At 69.7% G+C, this 22,095-nt stretch carries 13 protein-coding genes and 1 pseudogene; 3 read left to right on the top strand and 11 right to left on the bottom strand.

The window, feature by feature from the left end; genetic code table 11:
- Nucleotides 1-40: 40 nt before the first annotated feature.
- The 6 genes from ACJQWL_RS11685 to pilG all read right to left on the bottom strand — a co-directional run bounded on the left by ACJQWL_RS11685 (nt 41) and on the right by pilG (nt 11,318).
- Nucleotides 41-1,378 carry a chemotaxis protein CheB gene (locus ACJQWL_RS11685; RefSeq protein ID WP_330968720.1) on the bottom strand — a complete coding sequence of 446 codons (1,338 nt, stop codon included), beginning with the start codon at nt 1,376-1,378 and terminating at the stop codon, nt 41-43.
- Entirely contained in the window at nt 1,368-7,715 is a 6,348-nt protein-coding gene (locus ACJQWL_RS11680; RefSeq protein ID WP_330968719.1) for an Hpt domain-containing protein, read from the bottom strand. Before ACJQWL_RS11680 ends, ACJQWL_RS11685 begins: the two co-directional genes overlap by 11 nt.
- Nucleotides 7,716-7,891: 176 nt before the next feature.
- A complete protein-coding gene (locus ACJQWL_RS11675) occupies nt 7,892-9,913 on the bottom strand; it encodes a methyl-accepting chemotaxis protein (protein ID WP_330968718.1) in 2,022 nt (673 codons plus the stop codon).
- Between the two features lie 68 nt (nt 9,914-9,981).
- Nucleotides 9,982-10,533, bottom strand: a complete 552-nt coding sequence (locus tag ACJQWL_RS11670) for a chemotaxis protein CheW (RefSeq protein ID WP_330968717.1) — start codon at nt 10,531-10,533, stop codon at nt 9,982-9,984.
- Between the two features lies 1 nt (nt 10,534).
- Nucleotides 10,535-10,900 carry a response regulator gene (locus ACJQWL_RS11665; protein WP_330968716.1) on the bottom strand — a complete coding sequence of 122 codons (366 nt, stop codon included), beginning with the start codon at nt 10,898-10,900 and terminating at the stop codon, nt 10,535-10,537.
- A 19-nt stretch (nt 10,901-10,919) separates the two neighbouring features.
- Nucleotides 10,920-11,318, bottom strand: a complete 399-nt coding sequence (pilG, locus tag ACJQWL_RS11660) for a twitching motility response regulator PilG (RefSeq protein ID WP_330968715.1) — start codon at nt 11,316-11,318, stop codon at nt 10,920-10,922.
- Between the two features lie 182 nt (nt 11,319-11,500).
- On the opposite strand from pilG, the gene gshB reads away from it, so the two are divergent.
- Both gshB and ACJQWL_RS11650 read left to right on the top strand, forming a co-directional pair.
- Complete coding sequence (gshB, locus tag ACJQWL_RS11655; RefSeq protein ID WP_330968714.1) at nt 11,501-12,460, top strand: glutathione synthase; 960 nt, start codon at nt 11,501-11,503, stop codon at nt 12,458-12,460.
- Nucleotides 12,457-13,332: an energy transducer TonB gene (locus ACJQWL_RS11650; protein WP_330968713.1), complete on the top strand. Its 876-nt coding sequence runs from the start codon at nt 12,457-12,459 to the stop codon at nt 13,330-13,332. The genes gshB and ACJQWL_RS11650 overlap by 4 nt, the downstream gene beginning before the upstream one ends.
- Nucleotides 13,333-13,492: 160 nt before the next feature.
- Here the strand turns inward: ACJQWL_RS11650 and tsaB are convergent, their stop codons facing one another.
- The 4 genes from tsaB to mrcB are packed head-to-tail and all read right to left on the bottom strand — an operon-like array spanning nt 13,493 to nt 19,340.
- Nucleotides 13,493-14,188, bottom strand: a complete 696-nt coding sequence (tsaB, locus tag ACJQWL_RS11645) for a tRNA (adenosine(37)-N6)-threonylcarbamoyltransferase complex dimerization subunit type 1 TsaB (protein ID WP_330968712.1) — start codon at nt 14,186-14,188, stop codon at nt 13,493-13,495.
- Nucleotides 14,189-14,236: 48 nt separating this feature from the next.
- Nucleotides 14,237-16,405, bottom strand: a complete 2,169-nt coding sequence (locus tag ACJQWL_RS11640; protein ID WP_330968711.1) for an ATP-dependent DNA helicase — start codon at nt 16,403-16,405, stop codon at nt 14,237-14,239.
- Nucleotides 16,406-16,410: 5 nt separating this feature from the next.
- Nucleotides 16,411-16,920: a hypothetical protein gene (locus ACJQWL_RS11635; protein WP_330968710.1), complete on the bottom strand. Its 510-nt coding sequence runs from the start codon at nt 16,918-16,920 to the stop codon at nt 16,411-16,413.
- 26 nt (nt 16,921-16,946) lie between these two features.
- Nucleotides 16,947-19,340 carry a penicillin-binding protein 1B gene (mrcB, locus tag ACJQWL_RS11630; RefSeq protein ID WP_330968709.1) on the bottom strand — a complete coding sequence of 798 codons (2,394 nt, stop codon included), beginning with the start codon at nt 19,338-19,340 and terminating at the stop codon, nt 16,947-16,949.
- A 128-nt stretch (nt 19,341-19,468) separates the two neighbouring features.
- On the opposite strand from mrcB, the gene ACJQWL_RS11625 reads away from it, so the two are divergent.
- Nucleotides 19,469-21,574, top strand: coding sequence for a glycosyltransferase (locus ACJQWL_RS11625; RefSeq protein WP_330968708.1), 2,106 nt, complete (start codon nt 19,469-19,471; stop codon nt 21,572-21,574).
- A 10-nt stretch (nt 21,575-21,584) separates the two neighbouring features.
- Here ACJQWL_RS11625 and ACJQWL_RS11620 read toward each other — a convergent pair.
- A pseudogene (locus ACJQWL_RS11620) lies at nt 21,585-22,095 on the bottom strand (hypothetical protein); the annotation flags it as partial.

The raw sequence follows: 22,095 nt of genomic DNA, 5'->3' as shown, positions 1-22,095 counted from the left end.
GGCCCTGTTGCTTGTGCTTGTTCTTTGACATTGGACGTCCTCAGCCCGGCCAGCGTTCGGCCAGTCGCGATGCGAGTTCGATCGGCTGGCCGGTCTGGCCACCGCGTGCGGCCAGGTCGGTGGGGGCGGCCGCGTCGTAGCAGCCTTCCGGGGCCTGCCCGGCAATCAGTGCACCCGCCCATCCATGCTTGACCACCATATCGACCAGCGTGGCATCACTGCCACTGAGCATCAGCACCGCGCTGTCCGCCGAGGGAAGCACCTCGAGCAGCCCGGCGCCTTCGGCGAACTCGAGGCCGTCGCCGGCCAACGCCAGGCCGAGCTCGGAGGGCAACACGTAGACATGGCCCGCAAGGGCCGGGTGGCCGGCTTCAGCCAGGCGCACCGGCAGCGGCGTGGCGCGCTGCATCTGTGCCACCAGGCGGTCATGGCGACCGCCGTCCAACCGTTGCTGGACCAGGACCGGCCGTGGGAACCCTTCCGGCAGAGCGCCCAGGAACTGTCTGACGGCATCGGGACCGCCGATGCCCGCCATCACCAGCACCGCCCCGTTCGCCTTGTCGGGGCTGTTGGCCAGACTGTCGTCAACCAGCTCGAGGGTCGAGATGCGGCGCTCAAGGTCGGCCATGTCGTGCTGGAAACGCTCGGCCTGGCCGGACTGTGCCTGCGCGGCGTCGTCATCTACATCGACCAGACTCAGGCCCGCACTGCCCAGGCCAAGCCCGCTATCGGTGTCAATGTCAGTATCGCTGGCCGCTTCGGCTGGTTCGAACCGGGGCGTCACATCGGCGTTGAAGCTCGCTGCCGCCAAGGAGTCACTATCCGCTCCGGCCGGGGCCTGCCCGTTGCTGCCCTCCAGGTCGGTGGCGAAGGTGAGGTCGAAATCGATGGATTCGCCCGCCTCTGCGCCCCCGTCGTAGGAGTCGTAGGCATCGTATCCGCCAGACTCGGCCTCGACCGGGTCGAAGCTGGATTGGATCGGCTGCGCAGCAACAACCTGCGCCTGGTCCTGCGCAACGGACTCGGTACCCGGCGGCAGGACATCCCGGTGGCCCAGCAGCTTTGCCACCAGGTGGCGCTTCCACCGTGCAGCGTCCCAACCCTCGCGTGCAACGGCGAGTTCGGCCTCTTCGTAGATCACGTCGATCATGGGATCACCCAGGACCGCGTCGAAGCGCTCCAGAATGTCCTCGGTAGTCGGATCCAGCGCGATCACCACCACCTGGGCCTCGGCGGCGATCAGCTCCGGGGCCTCCAGCTGGGTCGGGTCGGCGCTCAGCACGCGCTCGAGGCCCGACTCGTCGATCATTTCGCGAAGGCGGTCCGCGGCCACGCCGGGCCGGGCCAGCAGGGCGACGCGCCGGGCGTTATCCGTCATGGCGACGCTCGATGCCCAGCAGCTCGTAGACGTTCCGCATCAGCTCCGGCTCCTGGTACGGCTTGCCGAGGTAACGCTCAACCCCGATCTCGAACGCGCGCTGGCGATGCTTTTCCCCGGTACGCGAGGTGATCATGACGATGGGCACGTCGCGCAGGCGCGCATCGCCCTTCATGTGGGTGGCCAGCTCGTAGCCGTCCATTCGCGGCATTTCGATGTCCAGCAGCATCAGGTCGGGAACCACGTCGGCCATTCGCTCCAGGGCGTCGAGGCCGTCCTTCGCCGTCGCCACCTCGAAATTGTGGCGCTCCAGCACGCGGCCGGTGACCTTGCGCATGGTGACCGAGTCGTCGACCACCATCACCAGCGGCACCTTGCGATGCTCCACCACCGGCCCCTGGACGGCCCGCTGTTCGCGCGGCAGGGCGGCCTGGCGACGAACCAGGGGCGCGATGTCGAGGATTACCACCACGCGGCCATCGCCCATGATGGTCGCGCCGAAGATGCCCGGCACCGATGCCACCTGCGGGCCCACCGGCTTGACCACGATTTCGCGGTTGCCGACCACCTGGTCGACGCTGACCGCCGCGCGCAGGTCGCCCGAACGGATGAGCAAGAGCGGCATCTGCAGGCTGCCTTCGGCCTTTGCCTCCCCATGCCCGACCAGCTGGCCGAGGTCGTGGACCGCGTAGTCCTCGCCACCGTAGCGGTAGCTCGGGTTGTCACCGACCAGTTCCTCGCGGGCCATGCGGCCAACGCCGCGTACCGAGGCAATCGGCACGGCGAAGGTGGTCTCGCCGATCTTGACGAACACCGCCTGGGTGACCGCGAGGGTCTGCGGCAGGCGAAGGGTGAAGGTCACGCCCTTGCCGGGGCGCGACTGGATGTCCAGGGTGCCGCCGAGCTGGCGCACTTCGCTCGCCACCACGTCCATGCCCACGCCGCGGCCGGCCAGGCGACTGACCTCGTTGGCGGTGGAGAAACCCGGCTCGAGGATCAGGGCGTCGAGGTCGTGGTTGCCGAGGATCGCGTCTTGGCGGATAAGACCGCGTTCTTCACCGCGACGACGGATGGCATCGCGATCCAGCCCGCGGCCGTCGTCGCCCACCTCGAGCACCACTTCCGACCCTTCGCGTCGCACCGCGATGCGGATCGAGCCCTCTTCCGCCTTGCCCGCCTCCTGGCGTTGATCGGGGGTTTCCAGGCCGTGTGCCACCGAGTTGCGGAGCATGTGCTCCAGCGGCGCGGTCATTCGCTCCAGCACGTTGCGGTCGAGCTCGCCCTGCGCGCCTTCCAGCTTGAGCTGGACCTGCTTGCCCAGCTCGCCCGATGCCTGTCGGATGACGCGGCGCAGACGCGGCAGCAGCGAGTCGAACGGCACCATGCGCGTGCGCATGAGGCCTTCCTGCAGGTCGGAACTGACCCGGGACTGCTGCAACAGCAGCGTTTCGTACTGCCGGGTGAGGTCGTCCAGCGTCAGCTGCAGGCTGTTCTGGTCGGCTGCCGATTCCGACAGCGCACGCGAGAGCTGCTGCAGGTTGGAGAAGCGATCGAGCTCGAGCGGATCGAACGCCTGCTCGCCGCTGTCGCCCTCGCGCTGGTAGCGCGCGACGATCTGCGCCTCGGTCTCGATCTCGAGCCGGCGGAGCTGGTCACGCATTCGCAGGTTGGTGGCCGCCATTTCCGCGATTGCGCCACGGAAGGCACCCAGCTGCTGCTCAAGGCGTGCACGGTAGATCGCCACTTCGCCGGCATAGTTGACCAGCCGGTCCAGCAGGTCGGCGCGGATGCGCACCTGTTCCTGCGGCGCCCGGATCGAGATGTCGTCCTCGTCCTCGGCCCCGGCCTCGCTCATCGGTGCCGAGAGCGGCTTGAGCTCGCGCACGGGCTCGGCGCGCGCTGCCGGTTCGCCCGCCAATGGGGCGGCAGCGCCGATCGTCGTGCGGCCGCGTGAACGCGCCTCGAACTCGGCGATCAGGGCAATCGGCATCGCGATGGCCCGGTGATCGCCGACCCGGGTAACCATCGCGTGCAGGCGGTCGAAACCGAGCTCCAGCAGCGGAATCCCGTCATCGCCCAGTTCGCGGCGCTGGTCGACCACCGCCTCCAGCAGCGACTCCATGACATGGCCCAACTCACCCACGGCCATGATCCCGGCCATGCGGGCACCGCCTTTCAGGGTATGCAGGTCGCGCTGCAGGCCCACCAGCGGCTCGCGTTCGGTCGGGTTCTGACGCAACTGCGCAAGCAGGCCGTCGGAATGATCTAACAGGTCGCCACCTTCTTCCACGAAGATGTCGACCAGCTCGGGATCCAGTTCCGACAGGTCCAGCGCGACCTCGGGATCGGGCTCGACCGGTATCGAGACGGCCACGAATGCCGCCACCTGCTCCGGCTCGGCCACTTGCTCGGGCTCGGCTTCCTGCTCGGGCTCGGCTTCCTGCTCGGGCTCGGCTTCCTGCTCGGGCTCGGCTTCCTGCTCCGGCTCGGCTTCCTGCTCCGGCTCGGGCTCCATCACGGATTGGGGCGGAACCGAAGTTTCGTCGGCCTGTTCCGCGGGCGTTTGGTCAGCGGCGTCCGCGTCGGAAATATCGCCAGCCTCGCCAAGAAGCTCGACAGCCGGCCCCGCATGCGCGTCGCCCTCCACTTCGGCAACCACCCGCTGCTCACCGGCCTGCTCGTCTTGCGCCTGCTCGTCGTCGGCCGGGTCAGCGGAGGCCTGCTCTGTTTCCGCCCGCTCTTTGGCCAGGCGATCCGCCTCGGCGTATTCGGCCTCGAGGCGTTCGTACTCGAGGCGTTCTTCCTCGGCGAGCCGCTCGGCTTCGGCACGCTCCAGCTCGGCGCGCTCTTGTTCGAGTCGTTCGGCCGCGATCCGCTCGGACTCGGCCCGTTCGGCTTCCGCCCGCTCGGACTCAATACGGGCCGCCTCGATGCGCTCTGCTTCAAGGCGCTCCGCTCCCACCCTCTCAGCCTCGAGGCGCTGCGCTTCCGCTCGCTCGGTCTCGATTCGATCAGCTTCCGCTCGCTCGGCCGCGATACGTTCCGCGTCCAGGCGTTCGGCTTCACGACGATCGGCTTCTACCCGCTCTTGCTCTGCCCGCTCGCCTTCGGCCTGTTCTTGCTCGAGGCGTTCCGACTCGGCACGTTCGGCTTCGATCCGTTCGGCTTCGAGCCGTTCGGCTTCGATCCGTTCGGCTTCGATCCGTTCGGCTTCGATCCGTTCAGATTCGAGAACCTGTTCTTCCAGCTCGAGCGTTGATGCCAGGAGCTCGTCCTCGGCATCGCCTGTCTCGGCCGATTCGTCCACGGACCCGGTGTCGGCGGACTCGTCGATCGCCTCGCCCGGCGCTTCCCCACCGCCGGCGATGTACTCGCTCAGGTCGATGGATGTCAGCTCACCGCGGGCAGGTTCGGTGGCCCCGATGGATTCGACCGGTTCGTCGTCCAGCGAGAGGTCCTGGCCATGGCCGGCCGGACGCGGCGCGGGCAGCGTGTCGCGCAGTGCGGCCATTCGTTCGGCCAGGCCGTGGAATACCGGCACGCGCGGGTGTTCGGACTGCAGCGCCGCCAGCGTGTCGCGGATCGCGGAAGTCACCGCGCCCAGGCCCGCCACGCCTTCGGCAGTTGCCGCCTCGCCGACAGCGAGCAGGCGCTTGATGTACGCCTCCGTGGGTGCGGTGATCTCGGTGATCACAGGCACCTCGGTCATTGCGAACGCGCCGTTGAGCGTGTGGATCGCACGCTGCAGCTGGTCGTTGGCACGATGCGGCGCCGCTTCGGCCGCGGCCAGCCACGACTGGATCGTGCTGAGGTGTCCGGTGACTTCGGTGTCGAGGATTTCCAGCAACACCGGATCCACCGACGCCGGGATGCCAGGCAGTTCGTCGACGGGTGCGGACGCGTCCCCTTCGCTCGGCGGATGCGTGTCCTCCTGGGCAAGATCGTCGCCCTTGGGCGCATCAGCAGCCTGCACGGGTGCGGCTGCGGGCTGGTAGAGGGTTTCTTCGCCTGCCGCCACGCGGTCGGCGACTGCCTCTATACCCGCAAGGTCGGCCGTCAGCGCGACCTTGCCCTGCAGCGCACCGTGCAACTCGGGCAGCCTGTCGAAGGCGTGCTCGACCAGCCCCACGACCGCCGGGGTGGCCGACCGGGTGCCGTCCAGCACCCTGTTGAGCATGTTCTCCACCTTCCAGCTGAATTCGCCCAGCGCCTTGGCACCTACGAGTCGGCCGCTGCCCTTGAGGGTGTGGAAAACGCGGCGGATCGGGCGCAGCAGTTCGGCGTTGTCCGGTGCGGCCCGCCACGGCGGGAGCAATTCGCCCAGGTGGTTGATCTCTTCCTCGAGCTCTTCGAGGAACACCTCGCGGATCTCGTCATCGATATCGGCACTGGGCGCGAAGCCGCCGTCCTGCACGGACAGCCCCGCCGACGGGGCAGCGCCCGCATCAACGCTGCCTGTCGGGGTGGCGGGGTGCTCGACGGGCTCCGTCGGTTGCGCGGGCGTCGGGGGAGCAACCGTGGGCGCGGGAACGTCGGACGTTGCGTCCGGGCGCGCAGCCGTCGGGGCGTCCCAGGCAGGCAGGTCCTGCAGGGAACCGGATGCGGCGGTCCCTGTCGCCAGCGTGCCCGCGGGGATGTGGCCCGTGTCGCCGGGCAGCGGCCAATAGCCCAGCGCTTCCAGGCTCTGCCGGGCAATTTCGAGGATCCGCTCGCGGTTGGGCCGCTGCTCGCGCAGGGCCTCAAGGTAATACTCCACGCTGGCCAAAGCATCGGCCATGGTGTCGAGCTGCTGTCCGTTTGGAACGCGCTTGCGCCCGATCAGCTCCACTTCCGCGTAACGCCGGACGCCGACCAGGTACTCGGCAGGCCGCGGCAGCTCGAGGATCCGGAGCGCGCCGGCGACTTCATCCAACAGGCGCGGGACGTCGGCCAATTCGGCGTGGTCCCAATTGGTTTCCACGAACGCCACGAAGCACTGGCGTGCGTCGCCGAAGTTGGCGATCGCCTCGCGGACGACGATTTCCAGCACCTTGCGCGATTCGCTTGCCAGCAAGTCCTCGTCGGCCGCGTCTTCGGGCAAGCCCAGGCGCGCGACCTGTTCGTCCAGCGAGGCATCGACATAAAGCAGCGCGCCGGCAACGTCCAGCAACGCGGTCTCGTCCGCCGCCCTTTGCCCGGTGACGATCTCGTGCATGGCGTCGCGCTGCTGCAGCACCACGCCGCGCGCCACGCTCAGTCCCATCATGCCGAGGGTGTCACCGACCCGGCCCAGGGCATCGACCTGGGGTCGCAGCTCGCCGATGTCGGTCTGGCCGGTTCGCAGGTAGAGGTCCAGCGCATCCTTTACACGCAGCAGGTCTTCCTTGATCGCTGCCGAGACGGTGTCCAGCAGCGCCCGGTTGCGCCCGCTCAGGCTGCCGCGCGCGTGTTCGAGTTCCGACTCGCTGGGGCGCTCTGCATCCAGCTCGAAGGCGTCGCGCAAGCCGGCCAAAGCGGGATGAGGGTTGCTGCTGTTGGCGGCATGGAACAGCAGCTGGCGCGTGGGTTCGGACGCGGGCTCGCTGCGCGGGCCGCTGAAATCATCCCCTTCCAGCATCTGCCGGCTCTCGCGCTCCACGCCGCCGAACGCCTGCCGCAGTGACTGCGACGGTTCGATCGCGCCATCACGCAGTGCGGCAGCAACGGACGCCGCCACCCACAGCATGCGACGCAAGGGCTCCAGTGCGACGTCGGCGAGCAGGCCATCGATGGCGGCGGCCAACCCCGTTGCATCCGCCGGCGAGTCATCCGCCGGCCATTGGGCCAGGGCGTCGCGGAAGTCGGCCAGGTGCGAAGTGGGCGCTGCCGCGAACGCGGCGAGCACCGGTGAAGGCAGGTCCTGCGGCAGCGGCCGGTCGAGATTGGGGGAGAACAGCACGCTTTCGTTGAGCCCGGGCTCGCCCCGCGCCGAGCGAAGTTCGTTGAGCAACGGCAACAGCACGATCGGTATGTCGCGATGGCCGCCCTGCAGGCGTTCAAGGTAGTCCGGCAGCTGAACCACGCCACGCATCAACGCGGCGCAGGCATCGTCCCGGCGCTCGTCGGAATCGCCGTGGTGCAAGGACAGCGCCAGGCGCTCCATTTCCTCGGCGACCATGGCCGGAGCCGACAGTTCGACCATGCGCAGCGTCCCGCACACCTGGTGCAGGTGGCCCGCGCAGGCCTTCATGCGCTCGGCGTCGGCGGGGTTCTCGGCGTAGGCCTCGATTTCCTCTCGCGCGTAGCGCAGGGTCTGGTCGAGTTCGGGCTTGATCCAGCCCAGCGTGGTGGTATCGATGGCGTCGCGCGTCACGGTCATCCCCACACTCCGGACACGGTCAGCCACCCGTTGGACGGGGAACCAGTCGGCGGCTTGACCGCCCGGGAAGCGTGACTAGGAACATTCACAGAGCTGGTATCCACTGACTGACCGACTGAACTGACCCACATCGAAACCGCACCGCGCAGCACCGGGCACACCCGGCGCAGGCGCGCTTACGCCGGCAGCTTGAAGTCGGCCACCGAACGACGCAGGTCCGCGGCGAGCTGGGCCAGGTTGCCGATCGATTCGGCCGTCTGGTTGGCGCCCTGCGTGGTCTGCGAGGTGATCTGCTGGATCGTGTTCATCGTCTGGGTGATGTTGGCCGCCGCGCCGGACTGCTGCTGCGCTGCGGTGGAAATGCCCTGGATGAGGCCCGACAGGTCGGACGACACCTTCTCGATCTCGCCCAGTGCGGTACCGGCGTCCTCGGCCAGGCGCGCACCGGCAACCACCTCGGAGGTCGTCTGCTCCATCGAGCTGACGGCTTCGTTGGTATCGGACTGGATGGTCTGCACCAGCGTTTCGATTCGCTTGGTCGCGTTGGACGCGCGCTCTGCCAGTCGCTGCACTTCGTCGGCCACGACCGCGAACCCGCGGCCCGCCTCGCCGGCGGAGGCCGCCTGGATGGCCGCATTCAGCGCCAGGATGTTGGTCTGCTCGGAGATGTCGTTGATCAGCTCGACGATCGAGCCGATCTCCTGCGACGACTCGCCCAGCCGCTTGATGCGCTTGGAGGTTTCCTGGATCTGGTCGCGGATGCTGTCCATGCCCTGGATGGTCTGGCGCACCACGCCGGCACCCTTGGTCGCGATCTGCACCGAGCGCTGCGCCACCTCGGCCGACTCGGCGGAGTTCTTGGAGACCTGGTCGATGCTGGCCGCGATTTCGCTGATTCGCCCCGACGCGGAGGAGATCTCCTGCGCCTGGTGTTCGGCGGCTTCGGCCAGGTGCATGGCGGTGGCCTGGGTCTCCTGCGCGCTGGACGCCACCTGCACCGAGGTGTCGGTAATCGTCTGCACCAGGCTGCGCAGCTGCTCGACGGCGAAGTTGATCGAGTCGGCGATCGCGCCGGTCATGTCCTCGGTGACCGTCGCCTTTACCGTCAGGTCGCCTTCGGCGAGCGAACCCATTTCGTCCAGCAGGCGCATGATCGCCTCCTGGTTGCGGTCGTTGAGTTCCTTGGTGGTGTCGTAGCGCTTCTTCTGCTGGCGGTTGACCGAGTACAGCACGCCCAACAGCGCGACCAGGGCCAGTGCACCCGAGATGATCGAGATCCACAGGTTGCCCAGGAGGCTGGTGTCGCGCAGCGAGCCGAATGCGGTGAACGCATCGAACAGCCGGCGGCTGTCATCAAGCAGCTGGTCGGAACCTGCGGTGATCGAGTCGGCCGCCGCCTGCGCGCGGAACAGGTTCTGCGAGGTCGAGAGGATCGCGTCGAGGTCGCCCTTCATGTCCGTCCACAGCGCTTCGGCCTGGCCCAGCGCAGCCAGGGCGCCGGCATTGCTGAGCGGGCTCACGCCCAGCGTCTCGTCCCCCTCGCGCAGGCCGGTCATCACGTTGTCGAACACTGCCGCGTCGCGCGCCAGGGCATCGCCTGCCGCCGCCGCGCCCGGGCCACCGGCCTGGATGACGGTGATGCGACGGGCCATGGTGCCCGACAGCACGACCTGGCGAAGCGCCAGGTACACCTGCGATGAAGACGAGCCGCTGGAGGACATTGCCCGCACCAGCTCGTCGAGGTTGGCCTGCAACTGCGGGACCTGCTCGGCGAAGCTGTTGGCGTTGCCGGCAAGGCCGAGCACCGCGGGCTCGCTGGCGATCATCTGTTCAGCGCTGGCACCCAAAGGCGCCCAGGTTTCGGTCACGGTCGCGATCGGACCGGCCACGCCCACCTCGTTGCCGAAGTTGTTGTTGAGCGTGGCGATGTCCTCGTCGATCGCCCCCTTCGTCTCCTTGAATGCGTCGAACGCCTGCGCGTCGCCGCCCACCGCCTCGCGGCCCTGGTTGGCAAGCTGCTGGCTCAACACCTGCAGGTCGGACGCCGAGGAACTGGCGCCGCCCAGCCGTGCCGCCTTGTAGGTCGCGTAACCGGCATTGAGGACGAACACAGTCACCGCGATGCCCAGCAGCAGCAGCCAGGTCTTAACGCCAAGGTTGCGGGCCTTGCCGGCGACGGAGTTGATGTCAGTGCTCATGGTTCGACGACCTCTGGTGTGGTGCGTGCTGCGGCAATTGGGGAAGTGTGCGGCGGTGTGCGCAGGGCCTAGCCGGCGGCCTGGCGGAATTCGGGCGTGCGGGTCAGCCGCTCGAGGCTGAAGATGCCCCACGGCTGTTCGTCCAGGCGGTATGCCCGGTCGATGAAGTGGGTGTAGCGGCCGACGGCGATCTGTTCGTCGGCGAGCCGGTCGTCCGGGATCTGCTGCTGGTCGTGGAAGCTGCGTTGTCCGTAAAGCTCATCGATCAGCACGGCGACATCGCCGCCGGGCTGGCGCACCAGAAGGATCCGCTGGCTCTCGTGGAGCACCGTGCGCTCGCCTTCCAGGAACTGCTTGAGGTCGACGATGGGCAGAAGGTTGCCGCGGACGTTGGCCAGACCGAGCATCCACGGCTGCGCCCCCGGGACCGGCGTCACCTGGGGCAGGGTGAGGATCTCGCGCACCTCGTCGAACGGCGAGGCCATCCGGCGCTCGCCAATGCGATAACCGACCCCGCGCCACAGGCCCGGCGCTTCGAGCTGCTCCGGAAGGCCGGCAACGTGGGCGAGGCTGCGCCGCTCGTAATCGGCCAGCGCATCGAACGGCGAGAGTCCCGCCACCTCAGGCGTCCAACAGGCCGTTGATACGCGCGATCAATTCGTCTTCGCGCGGCGGCTTGACGATGTAGTCCTTGGCACCCTGGCGCAGGCCCCAGGCCTTGTCGGTGTCCATGCCCTTGGTGCTGACGATCAGAACCGGGATCTCCTTGGTCACCGCATCGCGGGAAAGCGCCCGGGTGGCCTGGAAACCGTTCATGCCGGGCAGGACAACGTCCATCAGCACCAGGTCGGGCTTTTCACGCCGGCAGACCTCGATGCCATCCTCGGCGCTGCCCGAGGACAGTACCTGGTGGCCGTTGCGCTCCAGCAGCTGGGTGAGCACCGCCGTATCGGTCGGCGAGTCCTCGATCAAGAGAATGCGTGCCATTGAATGCCCTACCCCCCGGTCAGGCGTTGACGTGCGTGCGGATCGCGTCGAGGAGTTCCTCGCGCGTGAATGGCTTGGTGAGGTACTGCTCGGACCCGACGATGCGCCCGCGCGCCTTGTCGAAGAGCCCGTCCTTCGACGACAGCATGATCACCGGCGTGCCCTTGAATGCCTGGTTGTTCTTGATCAGCGCACAGGTCTGATAGCCATCCAGGCGCGGCATCATGATGTCCACGAAGATGATCTGTGGCTGCTGGTCGGCGATCTTGGCCAAGGCTTCGAACCCGTCCGTGGCCGTGACCACGTCGCAGCCTTCGCGCTTGAGCAGTGTCTCGGCAGTTCGACGGATGGTCTTGGAGTCATCGATCACCATGACCCGCAATCCATCGAGGTTGCCGTTGCGGCCCTCGTCACCCATTCAGTAGTCCCCGTGTGCGCACGCCGTGTGTCCGGTATGTCGCGAGGCTACCTTTATTCCAAGCCCGGGGCAGACTGTCAAGCCGCAGTTCCCGTCACATCCAGTCTGAACGCGGCACTTCGGACCCGGCCGCGTCGGCGCCCCTGCTACCATCGACCCCACCTACACCCTTGCCTTCGCCCGTGCCCAAGCCGCTGGATGTCGTTGTCGTGATGGACCCGATCGGGTCGATCCGGATCGCCAAGGATTCGACCTTCGCCATGCTGCTGGAGGCACAGCGCCGCGGCCATCGGCTCTGGTACGTCGCTCCCGGCGGACTGGCGCTGCACGACGGACGCGCGGTGGCCCGGATGTCGCCGCTGTCGGTACGAGAGGACCCTCGCGCCTGGTTCGAATTGGGCGAGGTGCGGGAACAGCCGCTGGGACCCGGCCACGTGGTGCTGATGCGCACCGATCCCCCGGTCGACGCCGAGTACATCCACGACACCCAGATCCTCGGCATCGCCCAGTCCGCCGGCGCGATGGTCGTCAACGATCCGCAGGGCCTGCGCGATTACAACGAGAAGCTGGCCGCGCTGCTGTTCCCGCAGTGCTGCGCCCCCAGCCTGGTCAGCCGGGACGCCGCGTCGCTCAAGGCCTTCGTGAACGAGCACGGCGAAGCGGTGCTCAAGCCACTGGACGGCATGGGGGGGCGCTCGATCTTCCGCGCGCGCGCCGGGGAGCCCAACCTCAACGTGATCCTGGAGACGTTGACCGACGGCGGCCGTTCGCTGGCGATGGGCCAGCGCTACCTGCCGGAAATCGCCCAGGGCGACAAGCGCATCCTGCTGGTGGACGGCGAGCCGGTCGACTATTGCCTGGCGCGCATCCCGCAGGGCGACGAATTCCGCGGCAACCTGGCCGTGGGCGGCCGTGGCGAGGGCCGGCCGCTGGGCGAACGCGACCGCTGGATCGCCGCCCAGGTCGGGCCGGAGATGAAGCGCCGGGGCATGCTGTTCGTGGGGCTTGATGTCATTGGCGACTACCTCACCGAGGTCAACGTCACCAGCCCCACCTGCATCCGCGAACTGGATGCGCAGTTCGGTCTGAACATCGCCGGCGAGCTGTTCGATGCGATCGAACGGGTGACCACGCCGCGATGAACGCGGTGGCAGCGCCCGGATCGGCTGCAATGGAGAACCAGCGACTGGGCGCGACCCTGGTGCTGTCGCTGCTGTTGCACGGGATGTTGCTATTGGGCGTCGGTTTCGCGGTCGAGAGCGCCGCACCGGTGATGCCGACCCTGGATGTGATCCTGACCCAGACCCGCAGCCCCCTGACCCAGGCCCAGGCCGATTTTCTGGCCCAAGCCAGCAACCAGGGGGGAGGCGACCACGACCGCTCGACGCGCCCCAGCGAGGTGGTGTCCGGGGCCGCGCCGCAGGTGCAGCCCGGCGTCGCGCCGCGCCCGGTGCGCGCGCAGTCGCCTTCGCCCCAACCCCCGCCGGAAGCCCGCGTGGTCAGCAGCGCCCGCGGCGAGTCGCCGGTGGCGACGCCGCGGTCGACGCCCGAGGCCGACGACACGCCGCTCCCCCGCGGCCGCGAGAAGGTCGAGCGCGACATGGCCATGGCACGGCTGGCCGCGGAAATCCACATGCGCTCGGAGCGATACGCCAAGAGGCCGTCGCGCAAGTTCGTCTCCGCCAGCACGCAGGAATACGCCTGGGCGACCTACCTGCGGGCGTGGGTGGATCGCGTCGAACGCATCGGCAACCTCAACTACCCCGACGAGGCACGCCGACGCCGGCTGGCGGGCCAGGTGGTCATCAGCGTCGCGATCAGGCGCGATGGAAGCGTCGACCGCGCCGACATCGTCCGCTCAAGCGGCATCGCGCTGCTGGATGAGTCCGCCATGCGCATCGCACGGCTGGCCGAGCCGTACCCGCCGCTGCCCCGCACCGAGGAAGACCCGGACATCCTGCACGTCACCCGCACCTGGAACTTCCTGGCGGGGGGCGAGCTCGTCGACGACTGAACCCGGCGCGGGCGCCCCGCCATGGATCCCCGCCACGCAGGATCGACCTGCCGGTGCGCCGCGTGACACGACGACGCCTGCCAGCCGAGCCGGTTCGCGGATCGCGTCGTTGCCGCTGCCGAAGCACGCTGCCGGCGCTGCCACGCCCGGGCCCCCCGCGCTACTTCTTGCGCGCCCGTTGCTCGGCCAGGGTCAGCGCGACGTTGTTGCGCAGGTAGGCCGGCTCCACCGCGTCGGGGGCGACCGCACCACCGCGGTCGAACGCGACCGCCGCCAGGCGCGCAAGGTCCGCCGCATGGGGCAACTGGGTGGCATCCACCGAAAGCAGGCGGGCCGCGCCACCTCCTTGCAGCCGGTGCGCCAGCGCCCCCTCGACGGCGGAAAAACCGGTGCCCACGCCGTGCCAGTCCCCTTCGGGAAGCGCCATGGTGCCGGGAGGGGCCAGCACCTCGTCCGCGAGGGCATGCGATCCCCCGGCATCGCGCTCGAACGCACCCAGGTAAACCTCGCCCATCCGCGCATCAATCGAGGCGAGCACGCGTGGCCCGGTGGACCGCATCGCCAGCACCGCCAGCGTGGACACCGGGACCAGCGGCCGGTCCAGCGCCAGGGCGATGCCCTGTCCGATGGCAATCGCCAGCCGCACGCCGGTGAAGGCGCCCGGGCCGCGACCGACCGCGACCGCATCCAGCTGGGACCGCGCGATCCCCGCATCGGCGAGCAATTCGTCGGCCCAGGGCAGCGCCAGTTCGGCGTGCCGGCGCGGCGCGATCTCGAAGCGCTCGGCCACCTCGCCATCCGACCACAGGGCAACCGAGCACGCCTCGGTCGCCAGCTCGAACGCCAGCAGCTTCATCCGCCGTGCTCCTGCATGCAGCGACAGGTCACCTTGCAGCGCGCGACTTCACCGGCCATGGGTGCCTTCCAATTCCATGTAGGACCGCGATTCTGGCGCAAAGAACTCCGCGACGTCTTCGATCCGGCGGGTCCGCGGCAGGGGCGGCAGCGAGTCCATGAACACGCGCCCATAGCTCTTGCTGCCCAGGCGCGGGTCGCACAGCACCAGCACGCCACGATCGGTTTCGGTGCGGATCAACCGGCCGGCGCCCTGCTTGAGTGCGATCACCGCCTGCGGCAGCTGCTCGTCGCGGAAGGGGTTGCCACCGCCCCGGCGGATCGCGTCCAGTCGCGCTTCGAACACCGGGTCGTCGGGCGCGGCAAAGGGCAGCTTGTCGATCACCACCACGCTGAGCGCGTCGCCGGCCACGTCCACGCCTTCACGGAAGCTGGCGGTGCCCAGCAGCACCCCGTTGCCCGAAGCGCGGAACCGTTCCAGCAGGATCGAGCGCGGCGCCTCGCCCTGCACGAACAACGGCCAGGACCCGCGCTCGCGCAACTCGGCGGCGGCCTCGCGCAGCGCACGGTGCGAGGCGAACAGCACGAAGGCGCGCCCGCTGGAGGCCTCAAGCACCGGCAGGACCGCATCGATCACCGCTGCGGTGTAGTCCCGGGACGCGGGCTCGGGCAGGCGCGGCGGCTGGTAGCACAAGGCTTGCCGGGACCAGTCGAAGGGACTTGGCGCGAGCAGGGTGCGTGCCTGTCCCTCGCCGTCCAATCGCAGGCCGAGCTTGCTCGCGTAGTGCTCGAAGCGCCCGCCAATCGCCAGCGTCGCCGAAGTGAACACCCAGGCGGCCTGGGAACGCACGCGATGCTGGGCAAGGGGGCCGGAGACGTCCAGCGGCGTGCGGCTCAGCCGGAACCCGCGGGCGGTGAGCTCATACCAGAGCACGCTGTCGCCGCTTTCGTCTGCGGTGCCGGTCGTCGTCGAGTCTTCCCCCGATGGGACGTCCGGGGCGCCGTGCCCGTCGCGCGTTGCCACCCCTTCTGCCGCCGGGGCATCGCCCGGCGCCCCTCGGTCTTCCATGGGACTGCCTGCACCCGCTGGATCGCCCTGAGCGGGCAACGCCGCCGGCGTCTCCGATCGCTCCGTCCCGACCCGCCACCGCAGCAGCCGGTTCTCAAACTCTTTCGCCCGTGCCACGCAACTGTCGAAACCGGGCGACATCTCGCGCAGGGGCAGCAGCGCAGCGTGGAGGGTGCGCAGTGCAAGCGTGAGCGCGCCAAGGGCCGCCTCCACCTCGAGGTCTTCGGACGCGCGTTGGCGCGTACCGCGCACGGGCAGTTCGTCCATGGCCGCCCGCAGCGCGCGCACGGCGTGCTCGAGCGTGCGCGCCGGCTCCTGCAGCACCGCCAGCGCCGAGGGCGCGAGCTTGCATTCGGCCAGCGTGTCGCGTGCCAGCTCGACCAACGGCCGCGCACTGATCGCCTCGCCGAAGAACTGCGAGGCCAGCTCTGGCAACTGGTGGGCTTCGTCCACCACGAACACCTGCGCGCCCGGGAGGATTTCGCCGAAGCCCTCCTGCTTGAGCGCCAGATCGGCCAGCAGCAGGTGGTGGTTGACCACCACCACGTCGGCGGCCTGGGCGCGCTGGCGCGCCTGCACCACGAAGCAGTCCGAGAAGAACGGGCACTCGCTGCCCAGGCAGTTGTCGGCGGTCGAGGTGACCATCGGCAGCAGCGGCGAATCGTCCGGGAGCGCCTCCAGCTCGGCCAGGTCACCCATCCGCGTGCGCCCGGCCCAGGCGACGATGCGCTGGAACTGCGCGGCCATCTCGCGGCTGCCAAACCTCGGCTCGCCCTTCGCCTGCCCGAGGCGGTAGTGGCAGAGGTAGTTGGAGCGGCCCTTCAGCAGCGCGGTCTTCAGGCCGACGCCAAGCGCGTCGCGCACCCGCGGCAGGTCGCGGTGGTAGAGCTGGTCCTGCAGCGCGCGCGTGCCGGTGGACACGATGGTGCGCAGGCCCGACAGGATCGCCGGCACCAGGTAGGCGAAGGTCTTGCCGGTGCCGGTTCCGGCCTCGGCCAGCAGCGCCTGGCGTGCCTCGAACGCTTCGGCGATCGCAACCGCGAGGTCCTGTTGCGCTGGACGCGGTGCAAACCCGGCGATCGTACGCGCCAGGTCACCGCCCTCCTCCAGGGCGGCACGCGACGCCGCCGCGAGCCGCCCGCCATCCACGCCGGTCAAAACCGCGGCGGCGGGGCGACGGTGCAGGCTTCGCGGCGCTCGCGTGCCTGCTCCACCGAGGCCGACGCGGGCATTCCGTCGGCTGCGGAAGGCGTCGCCAGGCGGACCTGCGCGAGGGTCTCCCAGTGGCGCCGGCAGAGCGGCCCGACCTGCGAACCCAGCTGATACGCGCGCGTGGCCAGGCGCGCGGCGGCGGACGTGTCACCAAGCAGCAGGGCGACTTCTGCGCGGTCCTGGAGCAGGGCCGGATCATCGGGGGTGATCGCCAGCGCGCGGTCGAGCGCGTCGGCGGCCCCCTGGAACATGCCCCGGGTCTCGAGTGCGTCCGCATCCTGGCGCAGGTCCTCGACCTGGGGGTCGCGCAGCGGTTGCACCGAAAGCTCGGCGTCGAGGACGGTGCCCGCCGCCCGTACCGCGCGGACCGCGGCCGCGGTGTCGAATGCGGGCGCAACCGGTTCCGGGGCGACGGTAGCGCAGGCAGCCAGCAGGGAGCCCACGATGGCCACGACCGGGTACCTGTGACCCCGCCGCATCAGCGTTCATCCTCCCGCGACTGCGATGGCGGCTCCGCATCACGCTCGCCAAGGCCGAACCAGTCGCGCCAGCCGCCGGACTCCGATTGCGGCACCGGCGGCGGGGCCGGGGCCGGGCATGGCGCGTAGGGGGGCGCAAAGCCGGCCACGAATGCGAAGCGACGTGCACCCGGACACTGTGCATCGCGCGCGTGCGCGCCCACCACCCAGTGCCACTCGATGCCCTCGTCGCCCACCTCGAGCGCTGCGCTGGGCAGCCGGGCGAACATCGCCGACCACACCCGCATGGCGCCGCTGGCACCGTACAGGCCGGTGGATTCGTTCTGGTCGTTGCCCACCCACACCACTGCCAGGTGGTCGCCCGTCCAGCCGGCAAACCAGCTGTCGCGCCCGTCGTTGCTGGTACCGGTCTTGCCGGCGGGCGAAAGCCGGCCCAGGCCGTCGGCGACCAGCCGCCGGGCGGTGCCGTTGGTGACCGCGTGCTGCAGCGCGATGGTGATCAGGCGCGCTGCAATGGCGTCGCCCTCCTGCGCCGGCGCCGGCGCCTTGTCGTAACGGTTGAGGGTTCGGCCGTCGGCGTCGACCACCCCGCGCACCGCATGCAGCGGCTGGATCTCGCCGCCCGACGCCAGGAACTGGTACAGCTGCGCCATCGCATAGGGGCTCTGGTCCAGCGAGCCCAGGATCAGTGCCGGGTTGGGCTCGGCATCGATCCCGGCCAGGGTGCGGACCAGGCCGGCGATGCGCTCGGGCTCGACCTGCATGCCCAGGCGCACGGTGGCCTGGTTGTAGGACTGCGCCAGCACGTCGATCAGGCGCACGCTGCCGTGGCTGCGGTTGTCGGAGTTCTTCGGGCTCCAGGTCCGGCCGCGACCCAGGGTCACCGTAACGGGCGAGTCGTCCACCCAGCTCGCCAGCGAGAAGCGCTCGGGCTGGGCCAGTGCCAGCAGGCTCACGAACGGCTTGAGCAGCGAACCGACCGGGCGCTGGGCCTCGACCGCACGGTTGAACCCGTGCTCGGCCACTTTGCGGCTGCCCACCACCGCGACCACGTCGCCGTTGTGCACGTCGGTCACCACCACGCCCGCCTCCAGCGCCGGACGCTTGTCGCTGTCCAGGCTTGCCAGCGTACGGATCACCGCACCCTCCGCCTGCGCCTGCGCCGAGGGCACCATCGCGCTCATCACCCGCAGGCCAGCGCCGGCCAGTGCGTCGGCCGGGTACTCGCGGGCCAGCTGGCGGCGGATCAGGTCGACATAGGCCGGGAAGCGGTTGGCGGCGACGCTGCCGGCTTTCTCGGTCACGCCCAGCGGCGCGGCCAGCGCGCCCCGGTACTGTTCGTCGTCCAGCAGGCCTGTTTCGTGCATCTCACCCAGCGCGAAGTCACGCCGCGCGCGTGCGCGCTCCGGGTGGCGGCGCGGGTCGTAGTAGGACGGCCCGCGCACGATGCCCACCAGCAGCGCGATCTGTTCGGGGGTGAGATCGGCCAGGTCGCGGCCGAACCAGAATTCCGCGCCTGCAGCCACGCCATGGATCGCCTGCGCCCCGCGCTGGCCCAGGTACACCTGGTTGAGGTAGGCCTCGAGGATAACGTCCTTGTCGTAGCGCGCCTCGATCACCATCGCGTAGAGGATTTCGTTGAACTTGCGCGACCAGGTCTGCTCACGCCCGATCCCCAGCAAACCACTGCGCGCCAGCTGCTGGGTCAGGGTGCTGGCACCCTGGCGGGCTTCGCCGGCGCGGAAGTTGACCCACGCGGCGCGGACCATGCCCGACAGGTCGATGCCATGGTGGTGGGCGAAGTCGCGGTCCTCCACCGCCTGCAGGCCGGTGACCAGCAGGTCGGGGACCTCCTGGATGTTCACCAGGCGCCGTTCTTCCTGCTTCTGTCCGTAGAGGGTGGCGATGCGCGCCGGGTCCAGTCGCGCGGACTTAAGCTCGCGCTTGCCCCCCGCCTCGCGGACGCTGGACACGCGCCCGCCTGAGACCACGACCTCCAGCCGGCGGGCCGGCACCGCACCGTCGATGTCGTCGAACCCGCGGCTGGAGATGCGCCAGCGCCCACCATCGCGGGCGTAGCTGCCCGGACGGATACCGTCGCCTTCCCGGTAGCCCGCCGCATCCAGTTCGGTCCTCAGCGTGTCCGGCCCCATGGCCAGGCCCGGTGCCACCACCAACGGGCGGGCATACACGCGGGTCGGCAGCTGCCAGCGGAGCTGGTCGAAGCGTTCGCTGACCTCGTGGTTGAGGTACAGCGTGTACGGAATCAGGAAACCCAGGCCCAGGCCTATCGCCGCCAGGGTCCAGGTGACCAGCCGGCGGCGCCATTGGGGCGGATCGCCCTGCGGGGAGTCGTCGGAATCGAAGTCGTCGTCGTAATCGGTTCGGGCCACGGCATGGGACAATGGCGGGGCTGCGCCCTCGTGCGGCGAGTCTAGCGCAGCCCACGCGATCGCCCGGCCCCCGGCGGCGCACGCCGACCTCCACGATTGGGAGTTTCTTCAGCAATGCCGAAGGCCGGATGGGAATGAGCTGGACCGACCTGCGTTTCCTGGCCGACCGGGCGACGGGGCTGGCCCGGCGCGGCATGGCCAGCCTCCGCCAGCGCGGCCTGCGCGCGACCTGGCAGCGGGTGCTGCGCCAGCTCCACCGCGTGCCCGTGGCGCGGCGGCCGGTGCTCTTCCAGCCCGATGGCGGCCCGTTCACCCCGTTCAAGGTGCCCTCCAGCGACGCGCCGGTGGCCAGCATCGTCATCCCGGTGTACGGGCAATTCGCCCACACCCTCGGCTGTCTGCGCGCACTGGCCGCACACCCGCCGGTCGCTGCGGTGGAGATCATCGTGGTCGACGACGGCTCCACCGACGAGACCCCGACAGCGCTCCCCCAGTTGGCCGGGCTGCGCTACCACCGCCGGGCAGCCAACGGTGGCTTCATCGCCGCCTGCAACGACGGCGCCGCGCTGGCCCGGGGCGATTACCTGGTCTTCCTCAACAACGACACCGTCCCGCAGCCCGGATGGCTCGATGCGCTCCTGGGCACGTTCCAGACCCACCCCGGCACCGGGCTGGTGGGGGCGCAACTGCTGTACCCGGACGGGCGGCTGCAGGAAGCGGGTGGCGTCGTCCGATGCGACGGGTCGGCCGAGAAGATCGGTCGCCACCGCTCCAATCTGGAACCCCCGACCTCGTTCGTACGGCGGGTGGACTACTGTTCCGGCGCGGCGGTGGCCCTGTCGCGCTCACTGTTCCTGGATATGGGCGGATTCGATCGGCGCTATTCGCCGGCGTTCTATGAGGACACCGACCTGTGCTTCCGGCTACGGGAGCGCCAGCTGCAGGTACTGGTCCAGCCCGCGGCGAAGGTCGTGCATGTCGAAGGCGCGACGGCAGGCACCGACACGCGCCGGGGCGTCAAGGTCCATCAGGTCCACAACCGGGACGTCTTTCGCGCACGCTGGACCGAGCGCCTGGCCCGGCAGCCCGGCCACGATGCCGCGCCACTGGCTGCAACCGACCACCTGTACAGCCGGGTGGTGCTGGTGATCGACGCATTGACCCCGCGACCGGACCGCGACTCCGGATCACTCCGACTGGTGAACCTGATCGGCCTGCTGCAGGAAGAAGAGGCTCACGTCGTGTTCCTGCCCGCGGACCGAAAGCATGCAGGCGACGCCACAGCTGCGTTGCAGTGCATGGGGGTGGAGGCCTGGCATACGCCGCACGTCGATTCGATACCGGCGTGGATGAGGGCCCATGGCCCCCGCTTCGACACGGTGATCGTCAGCCGGCACTACGTGCTTCGCGAGTTCCTTCCCCTGCTGCGACGCCATGCCCCCCAGGCGCGGGTCGTCTTCGACAGCGTCGACCTGCACTTCCTGCGCGAGCAGCGTGCGGCCGAGCTGTCCGGGGATGCCGGGCTGCTTCGTACCGCGAAGCGTACGCGGGAACTGGAGCTGGACATGGTCCGGCGCAGCGATGCGACGCTGGTGGTCAGCGAGGTCGAGCGCGCGTTGCTGGCGCAGCTGGCGCCCGGTGCCAGCGTGGACGTGCTGTCCAACGTGCACCGCCTGCCACCGCCCGGCCCGGGTTTCGACGCGCGCCAGGACGTGGTCTTCGTGGGGGGCTTCCGGCATCCGCCGAACGTCGATGCGGTGATGTGGTTCGCCGGTGCGGTCTGGCCGCTGGTCCACGCCGCCTGCCCGCAGCTGGTGTTCCACGTGGTCGGCGATGACGCGCCCGAGCCGGTGAGGGCACTCGACGGGCAGGCCGGGATCCGCATCCACGGCCACGTGCCCGACCTCGCTCCATTCATGGACGCGGTCCGGGTGGCGGTGGCGCCGCTGCGCTACGGCGCGGGGGTCAAGGGAAAAGTGAACCTCAGCATGGCGCACGGCCAGCCCGTGGTCGCCACGCCCTGCGCGGTGGAGGCCATGTACCTGAATGACGGCGAGGATGTGCTGGTGGCCGACGGGCCGGAAGCCTTCGCCGACGCCGTGCTGCGGCTGCATGGCGATGCCGGCCTGTGGAACCGGCTGTCAGCCAACGGGCGCGGCAACGTCCAGCGCCATTTCTCCTTCGATGCCGCGCGCGAGGTGGTGCGACGGGTGCTGCTCGCTCCCGGGGACTGAGCGGGCCCGCTCAGTCGAGCGCCGCGGATGCGGCTTCCACCCTCTGCGAGAACGCCGCCAGACCATCCGTATCCGGGTCCAGTGCGCGGGCCTGGTCCAGCGCTCGCTGCGCGGCCGATATCTCGCTGGCGCCCAGTCGCTCCTCGCCCACGGCCAGCCAGCGCTGGGCCAACCGTCGGCGCGCGGCCAGGGCGGTGTCGCGCTCCTCGCCGAGCGCTTCACGCGCCTCCAGGCAGGCACCGGCGGCGATGAGGCGGTTCTCGCGGAGCGCATTCTCGAAACACCGCCGCGCCGCGGGCAGCAGCTCTTCCGCCGCTCGCCGGACCCCGGCATCGCGCGGCGCGAGTGCGCGGGCGGCGGCAATCTTGTCGAATGCACTTTCGCCCGGGGGTGTCAGCAGGTCGCCGCGCTCGCGCGCCTGCGCGGCCTGCTCGAGCAGCGAACTCACCCGCCCGCGGCCAGCGGCCGTCGCGGTGGCACCGTCATCGCCCAGGCGCGCCTGGCTGGCACGTGCGCCCGCC

This window comes from Novilysobacter viscosus (assembly GCF_046600715.1).
GTDB classification, from domain to species: domain Bacteria; phylum Pseudomonadota; class Gammaproteobacteria; order Xanthomonadales; family Xanthomonadaceae; genus Lysobacter_C; species Lysobacter_C viscosus.
The sequence above is the reverse complement of the archived record's forward strand: the minus strand, read 5'-3'. Positions and strand labels throughout refer to the sequence as shown.

What these genes read in the sequence shown, in the direction of transcription:
- ACJQWL_RS11675 (WP_330968718.1), bottom strand. Translation starts at nt 9,913, where the DNA reads ATGAGCACTGACATCAACTCCGTCGCCGGCAAGGCCCGCAACCTTGGC.
- tsaB (WP_330968712.1), bottom strand. Translation starts at nt 14,188, where the DNA reads ATGAAGCTGCTGGCGTTCGAGCTGGCGACCGAGGCGTGCTCGGTTGCC.
- ACJQWL_RS11665 (WP_330968716.1), bottom strand. Translation starts at nt 10,900, where the DNA reads ATGGCACGCATTCTCTTGATCGAGGACTCGCCGACCGATACGGCGGTG.
- ACJQWL_RS11650 (WP_330968713.1), top strand. Translation starts at nt 12,457, where the DNA reads ATGAACGCGGTGGCAGCGCCCGGATCGGCTGCAATGGAGAACCAGCGA.
- ACJQWL_RS11685 (WP_330968720.1), bottom strand. Translation starts at nt 1,378, where the DNA reads ATGACGGATAACGCCCGGCGCGTCGCCCTGCTGGCCCGGCCCGGCGTG.
- ACJQWL_RS11625 (WP_330968708.1), top strand. Translation starts at nt 19,469, where the DNA reads ATGGGAATGAGCTGGACCGACCTGCGTTTCCTGGCCGACCGGGCGACG.
- ACJQWL_RS11680 (WP_330968719.1), bottom strand. Translation starts at nt 7,715, where the DNA reads ATGACCGTGACGCGCGACGCCATCGATACCACCACGCTGGGCTGGATC.
- pilG (WP_330968715.1), bottom strand. Translation starts at nt 11,318, where the DNA reads ATGGGTGACGAGGGCCGCAACGGCAACCTCGATGGATTGCGGGTCATG.